15 protein-coding genes are annotated in these 22,679 nt (G+C 58.0%); 9 read left to right on the forward strand and 6 right to left on the reverse strand.

The genetic code is table 11. The features are described 5' to 3' along the window. The first annotated feature begins 124 nt into the window (after positions 1-124). The 6 genes from HF945_RS10925 (at position 125) to HF945_RS10950 (ending at position 7,911) form a co-directional block, all read left to right on the forward strand. The gene (locus tag HF945_RS10925) at positions 125-646 is read left to right on the forward strand and encodes a spore coat U domain-containing protein (RefSeq protein WP_290522636.1); all 522 of its coding nucleotides are present in this window, start codon (positions 125-127) and stop codon (positions 644-646) included. A gap of 155 nt (positions 647-801) precedes the next feature. Continuing rightward, positions 802-3,168, forward strand: a complete 2,367-nt coding sequence (locus tag HF945_RS10930) for a fimbria/pilus outer membrane usher protein (protein WP_290522637.1) — start codon at positions 802-804, stop codon at positions 3,166-3,168. Positions 3,169-3,182: 14 nt separating this feature from the next. Beyond that, positions 3,183-3,890, forward strand: a complete 708-nt coding sequence (locus HF945_RS10935; RefSeq protein ID WP_290522638.1) for a fimbria/pilus periplasmic chaperone — start codon at positions 3,183-3,185, stop codon at positions 3,888-3,890. Then, positions 3,887-4,834: a spore coat U domain-containing protein gene (locus HF945_RS10940; RefSeq protein WP_290522639.1), complete on the forward strand. Its 948-nt coding sequence runs from the start codon at positions 3,887-3,889 to the stop codon at positions 4,832-4,834. The genes HF945_RS10935 and HF945_RS10940 overlap by 4 nt, the downstream gene beginning before the upstream one ends. A gap of 197 nt (positions 4,835-5,031) precedes the next feature. Further along, positions 5,032-5,826, forward strand: a complete 795-nt coding sequence (locus tag HF945_RS10945; RefSeq protein WP_290522640.1) for an endo alpha-1,4 polygalactosaminidase — start codon at positions 5,032-5,034, stop codon at positions 5,824-5,826. 132 nt (positions 5,827-5,958) lie between these two features. After that, positions 5,959-7,911, forward strand: coding sequence for a monovalent cation:proton antiporter family protein (locus tag HF945_RS10950; RefSeq protein ID WP_290522641.1), 1,953 nt, complete (start codon positions 5,959-5,961; stop codon positions 7,909-7,911). 367 nt (positions 7,912-8,278) lie between these two features. On the opposite strand, the gene HF945_RS10955 is transcribed toward HF945_RS10950, so the two are convergent. The 5 genes from HF945_RS10955 to HF945_RS10975 form a co-directional block, all read right to left on the reverse strand. Continuing rightward, positions 8,279-8,695, reverse strand: a complete 417-nt coding sequence (locus HF945_RS10955; RefSeq protein WP_290522642.1) for a hypothetical protein — start codon at positions 8,693-8,695, stop codon at positions 8,279-8,281. A gap of 10 nt (positions 8,696-8,705) precedes the next feature. After that, positions 8,706-9,983, reverse strand: a complete 1,278-nt coding sequence (locus tag HF945_RS10960) for a hypothetical protein (RefSeq protein ID WP_290522643.1) — start codon at positions 9,981-9,983, stop codon at positions 8,706-8,708. 184 nt (positions 9,984-10,167) lie between these two features. After that, positions 10,168-10,590 carry a hypothetical protein gene (locus HF945_RS10965; protein ID WP_290522644.1) on the reverse strand — a complete coding sequence of 141 codons (423 nt, stop codon included), beginning with the start codon at positions 10,588-10,590 and terminating at the stop codon, positions 10,168-10,170. 9 nt (positions 10,591-10,599) lie between these two features. Beyond that, the gene (locus tag HF945_RS10970) at positions 10,600-11,913 is read right to left on the reverse strand and encodes a hypothetical protein (protein WP_290522645.1); all 1,314 of its coding nucleotides are present in this window, start codon (positions 11,911-11,913) and stop codon (positions 10,600-10,602) included. A 173-nt stretch (positions 11,914-12,086) separates the two neighbouring features. Beyond that, positions 12,087-13,016, reverse strand: coding sequence for a glutathione S-transferase family protein (locus HF945_RS10975; protein WP_290522646.1), 930 nt, complete (start codon positions 13,014-13,016; stop codon positions 12,087-12,089). Between the two features lie 321 nt (positions 13,017-13,337). Between HF945_RS10975 and HF945_RS10980 the strand changes: the two genes are divergently transcribed. The 3 genes from HF945_RS10980 to HF945_RS10990 all read left to right on the forward strand — a co-directional run bounded on the left by HF945_RS10980 (position 13,338) and on the right by HF945_RS10990 (position 20,966). After that, positions 13,338-14,933, forward strand: a complete 1,596-nt coding sequence (locus HF945_RS10980; protein ID WP_290522647.1) for an AarF/ABC1/UbiB kinase family protein — start codon at positions 13,338-13,340, stop codon at positions 14,931-14,933. 461 nt (positions 14,934-15,394) lie between these two features. Further along, the gene (locus tag HF945_RS10985) at positions 15,395-17,860 is read left to right on the forward strand and encodes a membrane dipeptidase (RefSeq protein ID WP_290522648.1); all 2,466 of its coding nucleotides are present in this window, start codon (positions 15,395-15,397) and stop codon (positions 17,858-17,860) included. A 37-nt stretch (positions 17,861-17,897) separates the two neighbouring features. After that, complete coding sequence (locus HF945_RS10990; RefSeq protein ID WP_290522649.1) at positions 17,898-20,966, forward strand: parallel beta-helix domain-containing protein; 3,069 nt, start codon at positions 17,898-17,900, stop codon at positions 20,964-20,966. Positions 20,967-21,908: 942 nt separating this feature from the next. Here HF945_RS10990 and HF945_RS10995 read toward each other — a convergent pair. Then, positions 21,909-22,526 (reverse strand): lysophospholipid acyltransferase family protein, encoded by a 618-nt coding sequence (locus HF945_RS10995; RefSeq protein ID WP_290522650.1) that lies wholly within the window; start codon positions 22,524-22,526, stop codon positions 21,909-21,911. Positions 22,527-22,679: the final 153 nt, after the last annotated feature.

Consider the following 22,679-nt stretch of genomic DNA (forward strand, 5'->3'; position numbering starts at 1 on the left):
TACAGAGTCTTAACCTAACTTCATTTACCACTCACCCCCCATTAAGTATGTTCACAATCGAAATCGAATCGTGACCAAATTCACATTATTGCACGACCCAATGGCTTGTCCCGGAGAAACAACGATGAAAAAACTGATCCCAATGGCAGTGCTTGTATCCGCCCCGATGCTGGGCTCTGCGGCAACCCTGACCGACACCTTTAATGTGCTGCTCAACCTGCAATCTTCCTGCACCCTGGATAGCACCACCGACCTCAACTTCGGTGACCAGACCGACGCTGATGTGGTGGCCGGCAACATCGACGCCGCCAACACCGTCACCGTCACCTGTTCCGATGGTGCAGACTTCACCATCGGTTTGGACAACGGCGGGAACTTCGGTAACGGTCCTGTAGCCAGCGAGCGCGCCATGAAGTCTGGAAACAATTCCTACGTCAGCTACCAGCTGTACTCTGACTCCGCTCGAACCGCTGCCACTGTTTGGACCAGCGCCGATAATGTTCCCTTTGAGGGCACCGGCGCTAGCCAGGACATCGATATCTTCGGTCGCATTCCGGCGCAAACACCGACCATTGATGGAGCGGACACCTTCAACGCCACCGGCCTGTCCCTGTCCGACATCGTGACAGTGACTCTCGAATACTGATCACACCTTTCCCCGTTGCCCCAGGCAACGGGGCATTCAGGAAAGGACATCCGTGAAGCTCTGGGATAACCACAGGTGTTGTCGCTATAAAACCGTGCGGCGCTTTCTCGCGGCCCTTGTCGCTGCGGGCAGCGCCACCCTTGACACCACCGCTCGTGCAGATCCCCCCCCCATTGCAGGTGGCTTCAAACGAAGTTCAGGTTGTTAGCCTGGACAACCAGTTATCCCAATCCGATCTTGCCCGCTTACGCGCCCAGGCTAGAGGCCAGGGTGGCAATGCCTATATTGCGTACCCCCAGCTGATTCTGAATGGCCGCCCCACGGCCCATATGTTGCCCGTTCAGGTGTACGGTGAAGAGCTGGCTATTGATACTCATGAGCTGGTTACCCAGGGGGTCAGATTTCCGGATAGTGTCAGCCAGGAACAATGGCAGACACTCAGTCAGCTGGACATAGCCGGCCGGTACGACAACAACGCCCAGCAGATCAACCTGATCGTTCCTGCAGAATGGCTGCCCCACCAATCCATCAAGGCGGGCTTTGACCAGGACAGCACACCGCTGCAACGGGGCCAGGGCATCCTGATGAACTACGATGCCTACAGCACCTGGCTGGACAATGGCGACCAGACCACCTCCGCCAGCCATGAACTGCGTGCCTTCGATGACTGGGGCATTGCCAGCACCAGTGGCGTGGTTCGCTGGAATGACAACGCACAGGATGATGGCGACTACATCCGCTTGGACAGCTACTGGCGCTACACCGACCCGGAGCGGATGCGCACCTGGATGGCCGGGGACACCGTCACGGGGGCGCTGAACTGGACACCCTCCATCCGGATGGCCGGGGTGCAGCTTTCCCGGAATTTTGGCTCTCGCCCGGACCTGATTACTTTCCCGCTACCGCAAATCAGTGGCTCAGCCACCCTGCCATCAGCACTGGAAGTGTTTGTGAATGATTTACGGCTCACCGACCAACCGGTGCAGCCCGGCCCCTTTGTGCTGGAGACCGCCCCCAGGGTCACGGGCCTGGGCGAAGTGCAGGTGGTGACCACCGACACGCTGGGCCGGCAGGTGACCCAGACCGTACCGTTTTACGTCAGCCCCAAGCTGCTCCGGCAAGGCTACTGGGATTACTCTGCGACGCTCGGCGCGCCAAGACGCTTCTACGGCCAGCGCTCCAATCAATATGACGACTTCTCCGTGGCCACCGGCGTGGCCCGTTATGGCTTCAGTGATACGCTGACGCTGGAGGGAACACTGAACGCCAGCGACACCCTGTTCAACAGCGGGGCGGGCATTGTTGTCCGCCCGGGTCTGCTGGGCGTATCCAACCTGGCCATCGCCCATGGCAGCAATGAGGGCGACCAGGGCACCCAGTGGGTGGTCGGCCACGAATTTCGCACCCAGCGCTACGGGGTCAGCGCCCAATATACAGAACGCTCCCGCGGCTACCGGGACCTGTCCAACTCCATCGACATTCGGCTCCCGGTCAAGAGCAGCACCCAGGTCAACGGCAGCGTCAGTTTTGGCCGGCAAGGCAATCTCAATATCAGTTATCTGGATACCCGCCTGTTTCAGGGAGAAGACAGCCAATTCCTGGTGATCAGCCATAACCGCACGCTCTGGCAGCAGTTGTCACTCACCTTCAGCGTGAACCAGAACCTGAAAGAGTCCGACGACAGGACCTGGCTGGCCGGGTTTAACTATCGGTTCAGGGAGCCCAGCCAGCGCCCGATTCAGGCCGGCGCCCGGATCAATCACGATGAGCAGAGCGGAGAGACCGATACCGTACTGACACTGCGACAACACGTTCGCGACTTCTGGGACCTGGGCTGGGATCTGGCTTACAGCCCGGATTCAGAAGGCTATCGCCAAGCCAGGGGCCGCTGGTGGACGCCCTATGGCGACATCCAGGCCGGGGTGTACGGTCAGGATGGCGAGAACAACAGCTTCGCCAGCCTGAGTGGCTCGGTGGTATCCAACTACGAGGCGGTGTACGCCGCCAACACCATGAATAACAGCTTTGCCATCATTGATACCGGTGGCTATGCAGATGTGCCGGTACGCCAGTCCAACCGCCTGATCGGCAGGACCAATCACCGTGGGCGCCTGCTGCTGCCCAACCTGATTCCCTATACGGAAAACGAACTGGCCATCGACATTGATGACCTCCCCGTTGATGCGCAAAGTGGTTCGCAGAAACTGACCATCAAGCCCTCCGAATTGACAGGGGTTACCGCGCGGTTTGAAATTTCACAACAGAACAGTGCCGTGGTGGTGATTCATGATCCCCAGGGTAACCCTGTCCCTGCCGGCGCAAGAGTGCTGATGCCCGACGCAGAAGCCACAGTCGTCGGCTATGATGGAGAAGTGTTCCTGCAGGGCATCACTGAAGGCACGAATGAATTCGGTATCATCAGCAAAGGCCAACTGTGCACCGTCGTCTTCGACTTCACCGCGGCCCCCGGCACTCTGCCACGGCTTGGCCCTTATCAGTGTCTGCCGCCGTCGGCGCAGTAATAACAGGATTAGCCATGATCAAGCGCATACACAACACCCTACTGATTTCCCTGCTGACACTGGTGTCCCTGTCGGCGTGGGCAGGCCAGCTGACGGTTTCCCCCTTGAGCATGAATATGGCTCCGGAGCAGGCCAACGCCACCTACAAACTCAAGAACGGATCTTCACTGGAAGGGTTTTACCAGATTCAGCTTTTCGCCTGGGACCAGGGCCCCAACGGGGAAACACAGCTGCGCCAGCAAGATGACCTGATCATTACGCCACCGGTCACACTGATTCCCGGCAATGGCGAGCAACTGGTCCGTGTCATTCAAAAAAATCCGCAGGCGGAGTCCACCAGTGAAAAGAGCTACCGCCTGATCATTAGCGAAGTGCCCGATACAGAATCGGATCAGGGCGCTAATCTGAGAGTCTTGCTGCGCATGTCGCTGCCGCTGTTTGTGGGACTGCCAGAACAGGAGCACGAACTGACCGTGTACTTCCAGGACGGCGCTTTACGTGTTCGCAACAACGGCACTGCCCACGCCCGACTGTCCGATGCTTACTGGCAGCCCCGCAACGAAAACCAGCAGTTTCTGATTCAGGAGGGTCTGCTCGGATACGTCCTGCCCGGCAGGGAATTGCAAATTCCGCTGGAAAACACCCCGCCGGAGGGAAGCGTGGAATTTTTCACTGCCGCAATCAATGGTGACCCGATTACCCTGATGGTGGAAGAGAAATGACCACGAAAAGTACAATACTGACATGCCTGCTTTTTTTTCCGGGTTCCGGTTGGGCGTTTCAGTGCTCTATCACCAATTCCCCTGTGCTGAATTTCGGCGTTAGAGACCCATTTGTGGGAGGTAATGCCAACACAACCACTTCTCTTCAATGGCAGTGTTCCCGAAGTTTGTTGGAAGCTATTCTTTTGCCGAGCGACTACAAGTTATGTATCTACGTCAACACAGATCAAGATAACAGCACATTCCCTAGAAACATGATAGGTGCTAGTGCGGGTCCATCTATCCCTTTCAATGTTTATAGTGATGCTGCTCGTACCACTGTAATACAACCGACAATGAATGCCGTCTCTCAAGCCGTTAACTTCACCGGCTTTTTTAACTCCAACGACAATGGTGCGGTGACAGTCTTTGGACTGGCTCCCGGCCCGGTGCCCGGTAATGTCGTAGCCGAAATTCATACCGCCACCATGCTCAGCTCTCAACTACGACTAGTGCGGTCCTTTCAGCCATGCGACTTTGCCAGCGGCGATCCGATGACACCCTATACCCTGGAAGCCACCATGGAGATCCAGGATCAGTGTCAGTTCACTGCCAATGATCTGGATTTCGGCACCCAAAGCACCCCACTGGCACAAACCGATGCCGATACCTTCATTGACGTTCGCTGTACCAACACCACACCATTTACTGTCGGCCTGAATGAGGGCAGCAACTTCGCCGCAGGTTCACGCAGAATGAGCGATGGCGCCAACTTTGTTGATTATGGCCTGTTTCAGAATGCGGCCCGAAGCACCGAATGGGACAACACCTCCAATCGCCGAAGCGGCACAGGACTGGGCACAGGCAGCAGCATCATGATGACCGTGTTTGGCCGTATTCCCGCCGACCCCACGGCCGTGCAGGGCACCTACTCGGACACCGTAACCGTGGATATTGTTTTTTGATCCGACCCCGCCGGCACAGGACGGGAAAGCCATAGACCTTTTCCGGGTGTTATCTCGTTAGCAACGCTCAACCGCTGCTGATATGCCTTATTCGTACAAGGCATTTACACAAATAACGCGATTCCACCACATTTTTCACCGCTTCATCACCCTAGTATCAGAGTCGTACCTTCTTTTTCTTACCTCACGATACGGCTATGAACAATCTGGGTCTGCTTGGCAGCATACTGTCCTCCCTGATCAACCCGCCACCGCACACACCCTCCACGGAGTGGTATCAGCCCACCGTGGACAGCACATGGCAGATCCAGCTTCAGGGCCCGGCGAACACCGGTTATGCGGTAGACCTGTTTATCCTGGATCTGTTCGACACCCCCCAGTCCGTCATCAATGACATCCACGCCAGTGGTCGCAAGGTGATCTGCTATTTCTCGGCAGGCAGCCACGAAAACTGGCGGGAAGACAGTGACCGTTTCCGGTCGACAGACAAAGGGCACGCGTTGGATGGCTGGCCCGGTGAGCGCTGGGTGGACATCCGCTCGCGTAATGTTCGCAGCATCATGGCCGACAGGATCGCCCTTGCCGCACAGAAAGGCTGTGACGGCGTGGACCCGGACAACGTGGATGGCTATACCAACGACACCGGTTTCCCGCTCACCGGCAGAAACCAGCTCGACTACCACCGCTTTCTGGCACAGCAGGCCCATGACCAGGGCCTGGCGATTTCCCTGAAGAACAATGTGGAGCAGGTAGAGAAACTGCTGCCGTACGTGGACTTCGCCGTCAACGAATCCTGTCACCAATGGAACGAATGCGACCGACTCGCCCCTTTCATTGACGCCGGCAAACCGGTATTCCATATCGACTATCTGTATGCCAACGACCCACTCACCCGGGCCGGGTTCTGTCACGTCATGAACAGCCGGGGTTTTCGTTCTCTCACTTTGCCCCGTGCCCTGGACGACAGCTACCGATTCAGCTGTGCGGATTGATTCACAGCGCACCTTGATTGAGTCCCTCTCTCCACCGGCGATGGACCAACTCTGGATTACATGACTCATGGGCGGCCCCACTGCCACTGACCTGCTACACTGGTTGGCATTGACCCAGGGGCCACCTTTTCCATGCATGATGCATTAACACTGATCGTTGTCTTGCTCGGTTCTGCCGTTGCCGCGGTGGTGCTGTTTCGCCGCCTTGGCATGCCGCCCATCCTGGCGTATCTGTTGTGCGGCCTGGCCGCCGGCCCGTTCGGGTTTGGCTGGATCACCAACCTGGAAGGCATCCAGCATCTGGCTGAGTTCGGCATTGTTTTTCTGCTGTTCACACTGGGACTGGAATTCTCCATCCCACGTTTGCTGACCTTGCGGCGGGTGGTCTTTGGCGCCGGGCCACTACAGGTTATTCTCACCGGGCTGGCGGTGTTCGCCGTCATGCGCCTGCTGGGGTTCTCAGCGTTGACCGCGGGCATCACCGGGTGCGCCCTGTCACTCTCTTCCACCGCCATTGTGATCCGCGAGCTGATCGGCCGCGGAGCCGTCAATACCGGTTACGGTCGTTCTGCCACGGGCATCCTGCTGTTTCAGGATTTGGCTGCGGTGCTGATGCTGGTGTTGCTGCCGTTGTTCAGTCAGGAAGGCAACGACAACCTGCTGGCCATGACCGCCCTGACCCTGGGCAAGTCCCTGCTTCTGTTCGTGGGTATTTTTATCGCTGGCAAATGGATACTGCCTCGCTTGCTGGAAGAGACCGGTCGCACCCGCTCTGACGAAGTGTTTGTGATGACAGCCTTGTTGCTGGCACTGGTCGCCGCCTGGGTGACGCACTGGCTTGGCCTGTCCATGGCGCTTGGCGCTTTTCTGGCCGGCATGATGCTGGGCGAGAGCCACTTTCGCCACCAGATCGAAGCGGACCTTCGTCCGTTCCGGGACCTGCTGCTCGGCCTCTTCTTCATCAGTGTGGGCATGCTGGTGGATCCGGATCTGTTTGCTGCCAAATGGCACTGGATCATTCTCGCGGCGGTGTCCATCATGCTGTTCAAGGGGCTGCTGATCGTGGTGTTGCTCAAGGTACTGGGAGAGCGCACGGAAGTGGGCCTGCGCAGCGGCATGGTGCTGTCCCAGTGCGGCGAGTTCGGTTTTGTACTGGTGGCCCTGGCGGTCTCTCACAACGTGATGACCCCGGGCAAGGCCGGCTTGCTGGTCTCCATCACCGTACTCACCATGGCCGTGACCCCGGCATTGATACAGCACAGTGGCCGCTGGACACGCCAGCTGCTGCGTCCATGGATGACTGTGCCGGAAGAGCCGCCGCTGTCCAGCGACATCCAGGGACATGTGATTCTTTGCGGCTATGGTCGGGTAGGCCAAAACCTGATGCGCTACCTGGCCAACTTCCACCACCAGGCCATCGCGGTGGATCTGGATCTTGTCCGCCTGCAGGAGGCCAGTGCCGCCGGCGAAAACATCCTCTTCGGCGACGCCAGTCGCAAGGATATCCTCGAACGGGCCGGGATAGAGCGGGCCCGCTTGTTGGTCGTCACCTTCGACAACGCCCGGCTTGCCGAACGCATCATTCACACCGCGCGGGACATCAACCCGGATCTCCGCGTACTGGTGCGCACCCGGGATGAGACCCATCTGGAAAGCCTCACCGAAGCCGGCGCCGCCGAGGTGGTGCCTGAAGTACTGGAGGCCTCACTGATGCTGGTGGCCCACGCCCTGATGATGCTGGACACTCCCTTCGAGCGGGTCCTTGCCACCCTGCGCAAGACTCGCCGGGAGCGCTACCGGATGCTGCGCGGTTACTACCATGGCGACAGCTTCCCCACCGCCGACAGTGCCGGCAATCCCTACCGGCTACTGCATGCCGTCACCCTCACCGGCAAGGCCCACGCCATCGGCAACAGTATTGAAGCCTGCAGCCTGAAGGATGTGGAGATTCGCGAGATCAAGCGCCATGGTCAGGGGGAAGAAAACCCCCCTCCGGCCACACTGCTGCAAGAAGATGACACCCTCATTCTTTATGGCCCCCTGGAAGCCGTGGAAGCAGCGGAGAGCAAATTGCTGGGCGGGTGATGGGAATGCCTGATGCCTTTTTGCGTCGGTAAAGACTCGCTATACCCCGCGTAGGAGCTCAGCTCGCCTGAGCGATCCGAGCCTAAGCGAGATAAGGAGTTTCAAGTCACGAGTACCGAGTTTCGAAAGGCAAAACCCCAAACCTCGTGCCAGGTTGTTCTCTTTGCTCTTCGAAACTCGGTACTCGAAACCTGCTTCTGGAATCCTTACCTCGCCAAGGCTCGGATCGCGGTCGAACGACCGCTCCTACGGGCCGCACTCCGTGCGTTACTTCGCTACGCTACGTTCCTACAGCGGCTTCGTAGAAATGAAGAAACAAGGGAACTTTTCTGCCCTTCTTAATCCAATCAAGCGTAGCTCGTAGCTGTCAGTCGAGCGTTCGCAACACCTTGAGCCCTTCCGTTACCTGATCCGCGGGCAGGTAACCTATCAGCACGGGATTGTTTTCCAGCATGAGCTGCATCTCACGGACACCTGATACACTGCGCGGTGGCGCGCCACGCCCGGTGAAAATCATCCGCGCCCAGTAGCTTTTCATTCCCGCCGGCGTCTTGCCGACTGCCAAACGGTAAAACAGGGTACGAGTGCGGCTATCCTCTGACAAATCCAGCGCCGTGACACGTTGACCATCCACCACGCCCGCCCCTTCCAGATATACCTGACGCAGCCGGCTTTCACTGATGGCACTCAGCGGCGAGGCCTGACTGACCACCACCACTACCTGGGCCAGCACCGGCAACGGCAGCAGCAAAAGGGCGATCAGCAACATCTTGACTGTTTTCATCTGATCCCCCTCAGAACACGGCATCAATGGCAATGCGGTAAACCGTGGGATCACGGGTTTCCATTTCACCCGCGGTCGTACTGGAGGTGAACAAGCCATTCACATTGGCGCCATCCTCCCGGTACGAACGGGTGCTCATGTCATAAAATGTTTGTGCTTCCAGTTTCATATCCATGCCGGAAGCCAGCTCATAGCGCAGCCCGTAGGTCCAGCTCTTGCTGCGTACCATGCTTTGCCGGGCCAGGAAAACCCGGGCGGGGTCGCCTTCTTGCACTACTTCTCCCAGACCGGATGAGTTCGTTGCCCCCCAGGTGAGATGGGGCATCCATTTACCAAAGCGATAACCCGCACTCACATAACCGCCCCAACGCTGCGGAATCCAGTTATCGGTCTCATAGAAGGAACGCTCGGCCATCATCATGAAACTGCCGTCGTCATACCCCAGGCCGACACTGCCCTGTGAGATCTTCTCCTTGTCCAGCGATGCCGACGCCAGACCCAGAGAGGAGAAATCCGCCGTGAAACTGGATTCCGTATAACTCATCCAGCTATTCACTGCCCCCCAGGTAGAACGCAGGTTTACGCCCACATAATCGCGCAGCTCATACGCCACTGAGACCGGTGGATTGCCCTCTTCCAGATCCACACCGCCATAAAAAGCGCTGACTTCATGGGACAGCGGGCCAGTGTTGAAACTCCAGGTCAGGTCCATGCCATCGAAAGTATCAAAGGGCACGGTGCCATAAATTTCGGCAGGCAGGCTGGCCCAGTGATAGGCATAACCCACGTTGAGGTACTGGGAGTGCATGAACGTGGGCAGCACCAGGCGACCACCGCGCCAGTGCAACCCGGGCAACAGCTCATAATCCAGGTAGGCCCACTGCACTTCCGCGTCGTAGTTATCACCTGCCTGGCCGAGGATCTGAATCACCGCGCTGGTCTTGTTATTGATGCGCGCATCAAACTGTAGCCCCACCCGTGACAGTTCGCGGTGAGACACCTCATCACTCAGGGTATCCAGGTAGTAGTAACTTTCACCCTGTTCAGGATTGGGGAAAGCCATCCCCGGCCCCTGATTCTCATGAACATCGTGCCGGGCCAGGCCATAGGTGATAAATCCGTTGATGGAAACCCGGTCAGTCCAGTCATAGGATGTTGTGTCCGTGGACTCCAGTTCCAGCTGCGCAAGACGCTGTTCCAGTTCTTTCAGGGTCGCCGCATCGCTGGCAAAGGCGCCAGCGGATACCACCAGCCCTGCCGTGCACAGCAGCCCATGGAGTGATTTCATTCTGTCCTCGTCAGTGTTCAGGATTCGCAAGCAACCGCGGCAAAAGCGCCGCAAAGATAATCACCGTTTTTTATATGGTGGCAAACCGCCACCATTCAGCAAAGCGTAACAAATACCCCATGAAAAAGCCGCCGAACGAAAACCGTTCGGCGGCTTTATTTGTATACCAATCGGTCTACCCTGTTCAGGGAAGGCGGTACAGCACCTTCAGACCACTGGACACCTGATCACCTGGCAGGTAACCAATCAGCTCAGGATTGCTTTCCAGCATCACCTGCATGGCACGATTACCCGACACCATACGCGGCGGTGCACCACGGCCTGTGAAGATCATCCGCGCCCAGTAACTCTTCATCTGGGCCGGGGTCTTGCCCACGGCTTCCTGATAAAACTCCTTGCGGGCACGATTATCTTCCGGCAAATCCAGCGCCTTCACACTGGTACCGTTGATACGACCAGAACCTTCCAGATACAACTGTCGCAGCTGACTTTCACTGAGACTGGAAATGGGAGAATCCTTTCCAACTACGACCACGACCTCTGCCATCACCTGCAACGGCAGGCAAATGATAAGGGCGGCCAGACACTGTTTGAATAATTTCATCATGGCCTCCTCTTAAAATACGGCATCGACAGCGATGCGATAGACAGTGGGATGATCGTCTTCAAGCGGTAATGCACTTCGACTGGAAGTGAACATACCGTTCAGGTTGCTTTGAGTACGCTCATATTTATCGTTGCTCAAGTCGTAAAACCGTTGGGCTTCGACTTTCAGATCGATACCGGATGCCAGCTCGTAGCGCACGCCCCAAGTCCAGCTCTTGCTGCGGATCATATTACTTCGCGCAAGCTCATCATCCACCGGTGTCGCATTATTGAGCACCTGGGAAATATCACTGGAATTCGTGGCGCCCCATGTCACATGCGGCATCCACTTGCCAAAGCGATACCCTGTACTCACATAGCCACCCCAGCGGTAGGGGAACCAGGCTTTCGGGTCCAGATCAGAGCGCTCCGCCATCAGCATGAACTTGCCATTGTCGTAGGTAAAACCAACACTGGTGCCGGAGATACTGGCATCATCAATGGAGGCTGATGCAAAGCTGAGGCCTGGGGGCAGAGGAACAACAGCATCCATGCCTGAAAGGTCTGCCGTCAGCTTGGCGTGGCTATAGCTGAGATAGGTACTCAGATCGCCCCAGCGGGAACGCAGGTTGATACCGCCATAATCCCGACCTTGATAAATCACCGTCACAGGCAACGTATTATCCGGCACATCCAGACTACCGTAGAAAGCACTCAGTTCGTGGGACAGGGAGCCGGTATTGAAACTCCAGGTCAGATCCATGCCATCCATGGTATCGAACGGCACAATGTCGTAGACCTCACTGGGCAACGCAGCCCAATGGTAGGCATAGCCCACATTGTAGTACTGGGAATGCATGGAGTTGGGCAGCATCAAGCGCCCGCCCCGCCATTTCAGCGACGGCAATAATTCATAATCCACGTAGGCCCACTGAACTTCCGCATCATAGTTATCCCGACCCCGTGCCAGCATCTGCACCACCACGGAGGTCTTGTCGTTGACCTCCGCATTGAACTGGATACCCGCACGGGACAGCTCGCGATGGGAAACTTCATCGGTGACTCGTTCAAGGTATGTAAAGCGCTCTCCCTCATCCGGATTCGCACCTGGAGACAGCGCACCCTGCTTCTGATGCACATCATGACGAGTGAGGCCATAGGTAATAAAACCGTTGATGGTGACGCGGTCGGTCCAGTCCGAAGCTGAAGGCGTGTATTCCTGCCCCTGGGACTCCAGCCGGGACAACCGCTGCTCCAGTGCTTCCAGCGAGGCCGCATCGCTGGCATGCACGGCCCCCGATGCTGCCAGAGCCAGAGCTCCAAGCAACTTCAATCGTGATTCCATGATTTCCCCTGTATTTTTGTTATCCAACCACGGCACCTGTTTTTATTGTTGATGCCGTTCCCCTCATTAAACCCTTTGTTCTGATGACCGAACAGTCACACAGGGTGCGCCAGTCCACAAAACCGATAAACGCCGCCCCCTGAGTGACGGAATGATGACAGACGGCTACCCCCCTACAACGCCTCACGGACCTCAAACCCATCCGCAGGAAAATACACATGCACAACCGCATCTCCTGCGTTGGCCAGCGCCACAACGATATGGTTATCGTCGCGGTAAACCAGCGTGCCAGTGGAAGGCACCTGACCATAATCCGTGGGCGTAACCTGAACGGTTTTACCCAGCAAAGCGTCTTGCGTGGCTGCCTCAGGCAACGGACGCGGACGGGTTTTGCGGGCAGCTTCCAGCGCCCCCTCCTGACTTAATGGCGTACTGGCACCCTGCCCGAACGCCTTGATGCGATCCATCCACGCCAGAACCGACGGAAAGGGCTGCAGCATCGTTGATTCCGCCACTTCACGCAGAAACCACAGTGCATGGTAAGCACTGAAATCCGCAATACAGGGCTTGTCCCCAAACAACCAGGGCTGCGCCTGCAGACGCGTTTCCATATCGGCAAGATGTTCACGGGTCCTGGCCCGGGCTTCCTTCAGACTGATCCTCGGTACGGTGGAGGTGCGACCAATCTGAATCCGGTCCTTGAAGAATCGCAGCAGCTGGCCGAAAGACAGGGCGCGGAACAATTTGATATTCACCCGCAATCCCACCGACGACATCATCACTGCCATGAACAGAGCCAGATCGGTTTCGGCCACAAATGCCCGCACCTCTTCATCCACCCCTTCCAGCGCCAATTCCGGCTTGCCGGAAAGGCGAGCGATTTCCCGGGTAATGGTGCGCGTATCGCAGAAAACATCGGCGCCGATCTGGGCAACCGGGATCTTGCGATACCCACCCGCCAGAGGCGCCAGCATGGGCCGCGGCGGCATCTCGTCGGTGGTCACTGACTGCCAGGACAAACCGGCATAGCCGAGCATGGCGCGCACTTTCTCGGAGAAGGGCGACAAGGCGTAGTGGTGGAGGATCATTGCAGATTCAGGCATAACGGCTCTCACTCCATGGCAGACTTCAGCCTGCGTTCAGCCCCCGATGCCGTCAATGTCACAAAACACTCGGAAATGATCCTTTTGTACATATCAGACCGTTTTCTGATCAATACTCAGGTCTTATCGGTGTTCACATTCCCAACCAGGGAAAGAGGGAGATCGCGCTGCACAAGCATTGCAGCAGGGGCAGGGATAGTCCGGAAACAACATGGGCAACACATCTCTTCCAGATGTGTACATGTGTACATTTTTATATTGCACATCGGCCCCGGTCAGGCTAAATTGTGAACACTCATTCACTAGCAGGGGTGCGTGGCCATGTCTGATCACGACTCAAAACCGACTCAGGATCCCGGTGCTGCCTGGCAGCCACTGACCGATTTTGCCGGCCAACGCCAGCAGGACAGCGGCCTCAAGGCCTGGCTGGCTGTCATCAATGGCTGCATCAAGGCGATCGAAACAGCCGCCTGGCAAGGCCGCGGGCTGGCAGATCAGGCATTTCGTGCCTGCCAGGCCATTGGCCGGGGCGCCAATGCCGTGAACGAGGAAATGCAACAGCTCGCAGAGGAAGCCCGGCGCTGGCCTGCCCGCCTCAAGCGCCTCAGCATCACCGGCTGGATGCTCACAAAGATTCTCACCAGTTACCGCCTCTGGAATACCCGTTCGGCCTTCCTGCCTGCCAGCATGCGTGAAAAAGCCCTGATGACATTGCATGAACGCAATGCCCAGCGATTTCTGGACACCTCCCAGAAACAGGGAGGGGCGTTCCTCAAGATAGGGCAACTGCTCTCCAGCCGACCCGATCTGTTGCCACAGCCCTGGGTGGATGCGCTGGCAGTGCTACAGGATCAGGTCTCGCCTATCTCCTTTGAAGATGTCCGTACCGTCATCGAGGGGGACTTTGACCAGCCTCTGGAGCAGCTGTTTGCCGAGTTCGACCCCGCACCACTGGCCGCCGCCAGTATCGGCCAGGTACACCGGGCCCGACTGAAAGATGGGACGGAAGTGGCCGTCAAGGTGCAACGACCAGGACTGGACGAGCTGGTAGAACTGGACATGGCCATACTCAAGGTCTTCGTGGATGCGGTGAAAAGTTCCCTGCCCCCCATGGATACCGACACCATCGTGCGCGAGATCCAGCGCACCGTGCGTGAGGAGCTGGACTATGAACGCGAGGCCCGCATTCTCGACAGCATCGGCAACCAGCTGAAGACGATTGAAGGTGTGACCACACCTGCGCTGGTGCCCGCCCTGAGCACCCGCCATGTGTTGACCACCGAATTCGTGAAAGGCCGCAAGTTGACCCTGGTGCTGGATGAGCTGGCCCGGGACAACCCTGCAGCGCTCAATCTGACCCTGCACCGTCTGTTGGATGCCTGGTTCAGTCAGGTGCTGCATGGTGGCCATTTCCATGCGGATCCGCACCCCGGCAATATCATGGTGTCCGATCAGGGCGAGCTGGTATTGCTGGATTTTGGTTGCAGTCAGGCCATCAGCCGTGAAGCCCGACATGGTTATTTCCGTGTACTGCAGGCCTGCGTGGTGAACGAGCCGGCAGTCATCGCCGAGACACTAAATACGCTGGGTTTTCGTACCCGCAGTGGCCAGCCGGATACCCTGCTGGCCTTCGTGTCTGCCATCCTGGACCAGGTCCGCGACGCCATCATCAACCCGGAACAGCAGGACGGCTGGCCCTCCTCCGAAGACATCATGCAACAGCTTGCCGACCTTCTCGGCCAGCTGGAGCATGACCCGGTGGAGAGCATGCCCGATGACTTCATCATGCTGGCAAGGGTGTTCGGTACGCTGGGAGGCCTGTTCCTGCACTACCAGCCGGACATCGATATCGCCGGCCTGATGCTGGGTTACCTGACCAAGCCCATTGATAGTCATCCGCAGCAGGCAGCAGCGTAAGATGCCTGATGCAAAAAGGCCCGCCCGGGAACCGGGCGGGCCTTTTTGCATCAATACAACACTGGCTATACCCCGCTGTAGGAGCGGTCGTTCGACCGCGATCCGAGCCTGGGCGAGGTACGGATTCCAGAAGCGCGACTCGAAGATCAAAACCCAAACCTCTCTCAATGCTTCTGGCTATGCCTTTCGAAACTCGCTTCTCGTAACTCGAAACTGATTACCTCGCCAAGGCTCGGATCGCCTGCGGGCAGGCTCCTACAGCGCCCCCCCCTCCCTCCCAACATTGGCCCCCTTTCTCTCCCCGCTACAAACCCGTAAACAAAGCGTCAAGAACCCTCACAAATCTGCAACAGCCCCCTTATCCCAAAAAAAGGTACAAACGTACCAATAACAATACAGCCGCAGCCCATAACGCCAACCACAAACCATAACTGCGGATAATCATCACCAAGGGGTTAGTCATGTTGATCAAACGGACACTGCCAGTCGTGGCAGTCACTGCGGTTGCTACTTTCCTGTCAGCCTGTGGCGGCGGGGGCAGCAGCGCCACACCGGCGCCCGCCGGCACTCCGCCAACCGCCCAGCAACCAACGGCACCACAACCGCCACCCGCCACGCCCAACCAGCCACCGGAAGAGCCGCAACCCCTGACCCGCTACACCGTCGCCAATGGCTGCTACACCCTCGCCAGCGAGGGCCGCTTTGTCGCCGCCGCGGACAATGGCTACCAACTGACCGCCAATGCAGCAGACGCCCGCGCCTTTTATCTGAAGCCCACCGACCTGGGCCGTTACCTGTTGGTCTCGGCGTATCAACGGGATCCCGGCGCCTACGGCACGATAGAACTGCTCGGGATCAGTGATCCCGCCGGCGAGTTTCTCGATGAGGGCGGCAACTTCATCGGTGAAGTCAGCTATCTGGTGGCCGGCCTTGGCGATACTCTCAATCTGGTCCTTGACCCTGTCGCGCCCCTGGGAGGCCTGCTGCGCGAGTTGGGCGAAAGCCTTGAGGGACTGGGCGGCAACCTGGGCGACATCAATGTCCAGCCCACACTGGGCAAGGTAGACAAGGCCAGCGATCTTGCCGTGTGGAACCTCAATCCCAGCGAAGGTGAGCATTTCACCCTTGCCTCCCAGGTTACCGGTCTGTTGCTGACCGCCGGCGAGGACAGCCTCACGCTTACCTCCCCCGGCCTGGAAGACGACAATACCCGCTTTACGCTTGCCCCTGCAGAGCAGTGTGCCAGCTATCCCGAGGCCATGGTCAGTGCCGAGGTGGCCGAACCGGGACCGGCCATCTACCTGAAGGACGTGGACCGCTTCCGCGACGTACCTGGCCTGGATAACGATGATCTGTTTGGCTATGTGGATGCCCACAGCCATATTTCCGCCTATGAGTTCATCGGCGGGCGCGTCAACTACGGCGACCCCTTCCACAAGTTCGGTGTGGACCATGCACTGCATGACTGTGCCGAAAATCATGGCCCGGAAGGGCTCACCGGCGTGGTTGAGCAAGTCACCAGCACACCGGGGCCCCATGCCACACGAGGCTGGCCGGACTTCCCCTACTGGCCTCGCAGCAACTCCCTGCAACATCACCAGAGCTACTACAAATGGATCGAACGGGCACATCTGTCCGGTCTGAAAGTGCTGGTGAATCATCTGGTACACAACGAAATCCTGTGTCAGATCAATCCGCAGAAACAGAATGACTGCGACACCATGGCCGCCATCGAAATGCAGGCGGAACAGATGCATCGCATGCAGGACTACATTGACGCCCAGCACGGAGGCCCTGGCGAGGGCTGGTTGAGCATCGTTACCGACCCGACCCAGGCTCGCGACGTGATACGCGACGGCAAGATGGCCGTGGTGCTCGGGGTAGAAGCATCCAAGGCCCTGAACTGTGGTGAATTCCTGGATGTGGCGGAATGCACCCGGGAAGAAATCATCGAACGGCTGGACCGACTCTACGCCCTGGGTGTGCGCAATCTATTCCCGGTACACAAGTTCGACAATGCGTTTGGCGGGCACCTGCCGGATCTCTCCGACGGCATTGGCATTGGTGCCGTGCTTTACGGCGGCAACTTGCTGGAGACCGGCCACACCATCGAATTTGAAGAATGCCCCGACCATGATCACGGCGATACTCGTGGGCCACTGGCGGACAACCTCCAGCCCTTCGGCATCCTGGATCAGCTGCTGTTCCAGATCGACTATGTGGGTGAGCGTTTCCCGGCCACACCCGAAGAACTGGCCGAGTACGATCCCCGTCGTGGCACCGACCACCTGTGTAACACCCGAGGCCTCACCGACCTGGGTTTCTTCCTGATCGAAGAGCTGACCAAGCGCGGCATGATGATCGAAACCGACCACATCAGTCGCAAGGCGGCCAACCAGATCCTCGAACTTACCGGCGCACAGGGCTATCCCGTGATCAACAGCCATGGCGGCTGGGGGGGGACCGAGGCGCTGCGCGACCGCGTGGCGGCACAGGGCGGCATTTCCGCCTCCTTTGGCAGTGTGCGTGGAGACTGGGTGGATCAGCTTACCCGGGACGGCAACCGCCCCCGCCCTGACGAATTCAAGGTGGGACCGTTTGGCGGCGCCCCCTTCGCTTCAGACGTCAATGGCATTGCCAATCTGGCCGGCAACCCCGGCACCCCGGATCAGGAAGCCTCGCTCTACCCGTTCACCTCTGTGGATGGCCGGGTGGTGTTCGACAAGCAACTCACTGGTGATCACGCGTTCAGTCTTTACGAAGGCCGCGGGGTTGCCCACTACGGTCTCTACCCGGACCAGATAGCCGACATGATCGCCAACAGCGATCGTCCGGAGGAGCAGGTGAACGATGCTGTAAACCAGCTCTTCACCTCGGCGGAAGCGTACATACGAATGTGGGAACGACTGGAGCAGGCAGTCCGTTAACGGCCTGCTGCTGATTTCTCAACGAGGGGAAAGGATCATGAAAACCGAGCTTTGGCACTGGCTGGCAATGACCATGCTGGCCAGCACACTGACACTGGCGGGCTGCGGGGGAAGCGACAGCAGCAGCCCCACACCCGCTAATACACCCACCGCCAACAGTGGCGATGACAGCGATGACAACGGGGGCGAAGACCCCGGCGACGGCGGCGACAACCCGGGAGACGATGGTGGCGATGGTGGCGATGACGGTGGCGATACCCCGCCAGACACTGTCGGTCGCACCTTTATCATCAGCCCCGGGGACAATGCCACCGAAGACATGGTCAATGCCATGGTGCAACTTCGTCCCAAGGACACACTGCAGTTCGAGTGCGGTTATTTCGAACTGGATCAGGGGCTGCTGATTCAGGCCACCGAAGATGTGCTGATCAAAGGCTGCGGCAAGGACGAAACCATTCTCTCCTTCAAGAACAGTGTCAATGTGACCGGCCTGGAAGCCCTGAACATCCGTGGCATCACCGTGGAAGACCTGACCATTCTGGATTCCCCCGGTGACGCCTTCAAACTGAAGAGCGTGAAATGGGGCACACTGCGTAATGTTCGCGCCATGTGGTCCGGCGGCGGCGAGCCCGTCACGGAAGACAACTACGCGGAACGCATTCATGTTGAATGTACCGCCCCGCCCTTCAATGAAGGGGACACCAGCCCCGATTATACGCCCAGCTCGGCCAGTGGCCGCTACGGGATCTACCCGGTGGAATCGGAAAACATCCTTGTGGAGGGTAGTGAGTCCATTGGCGCCAGTGACGCAGGCATCTACGTGGGCCAGACCAACACCGCCATTATCCGTGACAGCCGCGCGGTCTATAACGTGATGGGCTTTGAGATCGAGAATGTCCAAGGCGGCGAATACGACAACAATATTGCCGAATGCAACACCGGCGCCTTCCTGATCTATGATCTTGAAAACATCACCCGTTACGGCGACACCTCCGTGATGATCAACAATGTGGCGCGCAACAATAATACCTACAACTTTGCCCACAGCGGTCTGGTGTCTGCGGTACCCCGCGGTACCGGCTTTATCACGCTGGGCTATGACAATATTGAAGTACTGAACAACACCTTTGAAGATCACAGTACGGCCGCCGTGATTTATGCCAGCTATGAGCTTATTGATGGCAAAGGAAAAACCGCGGACCGCAAACTGGACCCTTATACCGAAGGACTGCACATTCACCACAATGTGATGAAAAACTCCGGTTATGACCTGCCACCACCGGACCTGGAAAAAGTAGCCAACGGAGAAGTGGAAAGCGTATTGCCTTTCCTCATCGGTCTGAAAAACCTGCCCACCCTCAACGATCCGACCCAGTTGCTCGGCAGCCTGACCAACATCCTCAACCAGGGCAAAGGGGCTCACATCGTGTGGGATGGGCTGCGGGATGAACTGGACGAAGATTGTCCTTACCCGGTGGACAGCAATGGTGACCCTGTCCCCATGTGGGAAAGCGGAAAACCGGTGCATACCAATGAGCACCCGAATCCCGCCTGCCACTACAATGCCTACAAATTTGACGACAATGGCGAGCGCAAACTACCCGAGTGGGGTTCCTGCATTCACAGCAATGACCTGTCCGAGGACAGCGCCCCCTACCTGAATTTCCATGGCACGGACGGTCTTGAGCTGGTACTTGCCCTTGCCGAACAGGATCTCTCCATTCTTTCTCCCTCCGGCCTCATGGAGGTGCTGGAAGGATTGCTCAACATGCCTTCAGACACCAGGCTTTCCGATCATGACTGCGAAGCGCGCTTCGGCAAGCTGTTGGCGCCACTGCCACGTGTAGAGATACCCCCGTTCGAGCCCAGCGGTGAATTCGACCCTGCCCCGTCAGACGAAGTGGTCGATTTCTACTGCAACGCCGATGTTGCCGATGGCGAGATCAATCGCGAAGCCCTGAATTACAACTGCCCGACGCTGGATCAGTACAACCTGTTTGCCGATCCGGAAGATCCGCGCAGCATGCCCAACGAAAGTGGCCAGCCTTTCGTACTGAACACCAAGCTGTTCTCGGACTACTCCACCAAGTACCGAGTGGTGTTTGTACCACCGGGTGAGCAGGCGGTGTACCGTGACGGGCAGGACGGCAATAACGTCAACGGTTCCATTTTCTTCCCGGAAGGGACCGTCATCGCCAAGACCTTTGCCTTCACCGATGAAAGTAACGGCACGGAAGTGCCGGTGGAAACCCGCTTGCTGATCAAGCGCAAGAACAGCCAGGGAAGCGCGGTATGGACAGGGCTGCCTTATATCTGGGAAGAACAGGACGGCAAACGGGTGGCACGCCTTGCCATGAATGGCGGCACCGCGTCGGTGGCCTGGCATTACCGCGATGCGGATTCCAACACCCTGCTGAGTGGCAGCACCGACAGCTACAGCGTGCCCAACTCCAATCAGTGCATTACCTGCCACGCGAACGATGACCAGCCTGCCGGTAGCGCCCCCATCGGCCCCAAGCCCCGCAATTTGAACCGTGCCTACAAGCCGGAATCCGCGTTTATGGGGACCCGTGGTCAGGGCGGCTTCCCGCAAGTGAACCAGCTCAAGCAGTGGCAGGATATCGGTATCCTTACCGGGGTGCCGTCACTGACCATCAGCAATGGGGTGGCAACCAACATTGAACACCTGCCGCGCTGGAATGTGCCCGGTGACAGCGGAGAAACCGCCAACTCCGCTGCAGACATTGAAAGCCGGGTGCGCGCTTACCTGGAGGTCAACTGCCAGCATTGTCACAACGACAAGGGCGCGGCATCCAACACCGGCTATTATCTGGATCACTTCGGCGATGTGGACGCCAGCTACGGGGTCTGCAAGAAGCCCACCGCCACCGGTGGCGGCTCCTGCGGACGGCAACACGTAGTGGTACCGGGCAGTTCAGGCAGTTCCATCGTTTCCTGTCGTGTGGCGGCAGAAAATGATCCGCAAAAGGTAATGCCACCGATTGCCCGTAGTGTGGCCCACGCAGAAGCGAGCGCCTTGCTGGATCAGTGGATCAATACCGTGGTGGACAGCAGCTACACCAACGCTGACGCCTGCGACAACTGAAGCCTCAACCCCTCCGCCTCCCGTTTTTGCGGGAGGCAGCCTCCCCGCCTGCGGGGAGGTTTTTTTTGGCCGCTTCGCGGCCGCCAGACGCTGGATGCCTGACGCTTGACGCCAAGGGCTGAAACCACCCCCTCTTTCACCGCAGAGTTCACAGAGAAAAACCTTCTTTCCGCAGTGATCTCTGTGTCCTCTGTGGTAAATCTGCCTTTAACGAGGCAGGGCAATAGCGTTGCCTGACCTGACGAGCACAAGAGCGATGCTCGTGCGGGGGGGCTCCGTAGCAGCCGATTCCCGCTAACCCGCGAGGAACCTTTTTTTGGGGCCCCCGAGGTAGCAGGAAATCCTGACTGAACATCAGTATCAGCAAACGTTGCTCCGATTCTCACTGTGGGAGCTTGCCTGCAAGCGAAGGGGTATTGGTCGGGTGTGGAAAAACCTTCGTTTGCAAGCAAACTCCCACCTCCTTGCTCTCTGCAGGAACCGGAGTGCAACGGAGGTAACAGCCGAAGGGTAAGCGCAGCGAGGCGACCGAAGGGAGGTGATGATTTTGATGACCTGTCGAGCCCGGAGAGGCCTGATCGCTCTGAGATACGTTCGTTTTTTAACGGGACGCGTTCTCTCACAATTCGAACAGCGGTTCTGGAATCCTTTAGGCTCGGATCGCGGTCGAATGACCGCTCCTACAACTCCAGGGACGTTTCTGGAATCCTTACCTCGCTTGGGCTCGGATCGCTTGCAGGCAAGCTCCCACAGCGGCTTCGTAGAAATGATGGAGCTCGGGAACTTTTTGGGGTTTTCCTTTCCAATCAAGCGTAGCTTGTAGCTTGTAGCTTGTAGCTTGTAGCTTGTAGCTTGTAGCTTGTAGCTTGTAGCTTGTAGCTTGTAGCTTGTAGCTTGTAGCTTGTAGCTTGTAGCTTGTAGCTCGTAGCTCGTAGCTCGTAGCTATTCCGCTTTTCCGGCCTTTTCCCGCAGCGCCTTGATCGGCGCAGACAATTTCTCCGGATGGCGAGGATGCACATGCGCGTAGCAGTCCAGAATGGTGGCCAGGTCCGCCTCCAGATCACCGGAGGCAGGCACCACCAGAGGAAAGTCGATTTCCTTCTTTTTGTAATCCGCCGAGGCCACAATGATCGGCACACCGGCCTTTTCGGCGATACGGTAGAAGCCAGTCTTCCACTGACTGGCACCACTGCGGGTACCTTCCGGTGCCACGATCATGAAAAGCTTTTCACGCTCATTGAACTGGGCCACCGTCTGCTCCACCACCCCGCCCGCCTTGCTGCGGTCAATGGGTAGCGCCCCCATCCAGCGCAACAGGGAACCCAGCGGCCCCTTGAAGGCACTGTCCTTGATCATCACATGCGCATCCAGCCCCAGTTCCATCATGGCGGCCAGGGTCACAATGCCATCCCAATTGGACGTATGCGGGCCACCAATAATGACCGCCTTGGGCACTTCCGGGAGCGGGCTGACCACCTTCCAGCCAATGGTCTTGAGAAAGCCGCGGGCCAGTGCGCGGGAAAAGCCGGTGCCGCGCCGCGGGTAGGATGCTTTGCTCATCAATAGGTCCAGGTGCTCTGAGTCAGGGGGCGCCATAGTACGGCCTGTATCTGAACACCGCATTGACCGTGACGACCTTTCCGCCCAGTGGCATACCGCAGCACCGCCGGCGGCGGCATGATTTCACGTCTGCGCCATATGGGCGTAGTATGA

Source organism: Alcanivorax sp., assembly GCF_017794965.1.
Classification (GTDB): Bacteria; Pseudomonadota; Gammaproteobacteria; order Pseudomonadales; family Alcanivoracaceae; genus Alcanivorax.

What these genes read in the sequence shown, in the direction of transcription:
- HF945_RS10925 (WP_290522636.1), top strand. Translation starts at nt 125, where the DNA reads ATGAAAAAACTGATCCCAATGGCAGTGCTTGTATCCGCCCCGATGCTG.
- HF945_RS10935 (WP_290522638.1), top strand. Translation starts at nt 3,183, where the DNA reads ATGATCAAGCGCATACACAACACCCTACTGATTTCCCTGCTGACACTG.
- HF945_RS10940 (WP_290522639.1), top strand. Translation starts at nt 3,887, where the DNA reads ATGACCACGAAAAGTACAATACTGACATGCCTGCTTTTTTTTCCGGGT.
- HF945_RS10945 (WP_290522640.1), top strand. Translation starts at nt 5,032, where the DNA reads ATGAACAATCTGGGTCTGCTTGGCAGCATACTGTCCTCCCTGATCAAC.
- HF945_RS10950 (WP_290522641.1), top strand. Translation starts at nt 5,959, where the DNA reads ATGCATGATGCATTAACACTGATCGTTGTCTTGCTCGGTTCTGCCGTT.
- HF945_RS10955 (WP_290522642.1), bottom strand. Translation starts at nt 8,695, where the DNA reads ATGAAAACAGTCAAGATGTTGCTGATCGCCCTTTTGCTGCTGCCGTTG.
- HF945_RS10960 (WP_290522643.1), bottom strand. Translation starts at nt 9,983, where the DNA reads ATGAAATCACTCCATGGGCTGCTGTGCACGGCAGGGCTGGTGGTATCC.
- HF945_RS10965 (WP_290522644.1), bottom strand. Translation starts at nt 10,590, where the DNA reads ATGATGAAATTATTCAAACAGTGTCTGGCCGCCCTTATCATTTGCCTG.
- HF945_RS10970 (WP_290522645.1), bottom strand. Translation starts at nt 11,913, where the DNA reads ATGGAATCACGATTGAAGTTGCTTGGAGCTCTGGCTCTGGCAGCATCG.
- HF945_RS10975 (WP_290522646.1), bottom strand. Translation starts at nt 13,016, where the DNA reads ATGCCTGAATCTGCAATGATCCTCCACCACTACGCCTTGTCGCCCTTC.
- HF945_RS10980 (WP_290522647.1), top strand. Translation starts at nt 13,338, where the DNA reads ATGTCTGATCACGACTCAAAACCGACTCAGGATCCCGGTGCTGCCTGG.
- HF945_RS10985 (WP_290522648.1), top strand. Translation starts at nt 15,395, where the DNA reads ATGTTGATCAAACGGACACTGCCAGTCGTGGCAGTCACTGCGGTTGCT.
- HF945_RS10990 (WP_290522649.1), top strand. Translation starts at nt 17,898, where the DNA reads ATGAAAACCGAGCTTTGGCACTGGCTGGCAATGACCATGCTGGCCAGC.
- HF945_RS10995 (WP_290522650.1), bottom strand. Translation starts at nt 22,526, where the DNA reads ATGAGCAAAGCATCCTACCCGCGGCGCGGCACCGGCTTTTCCCGCGCA.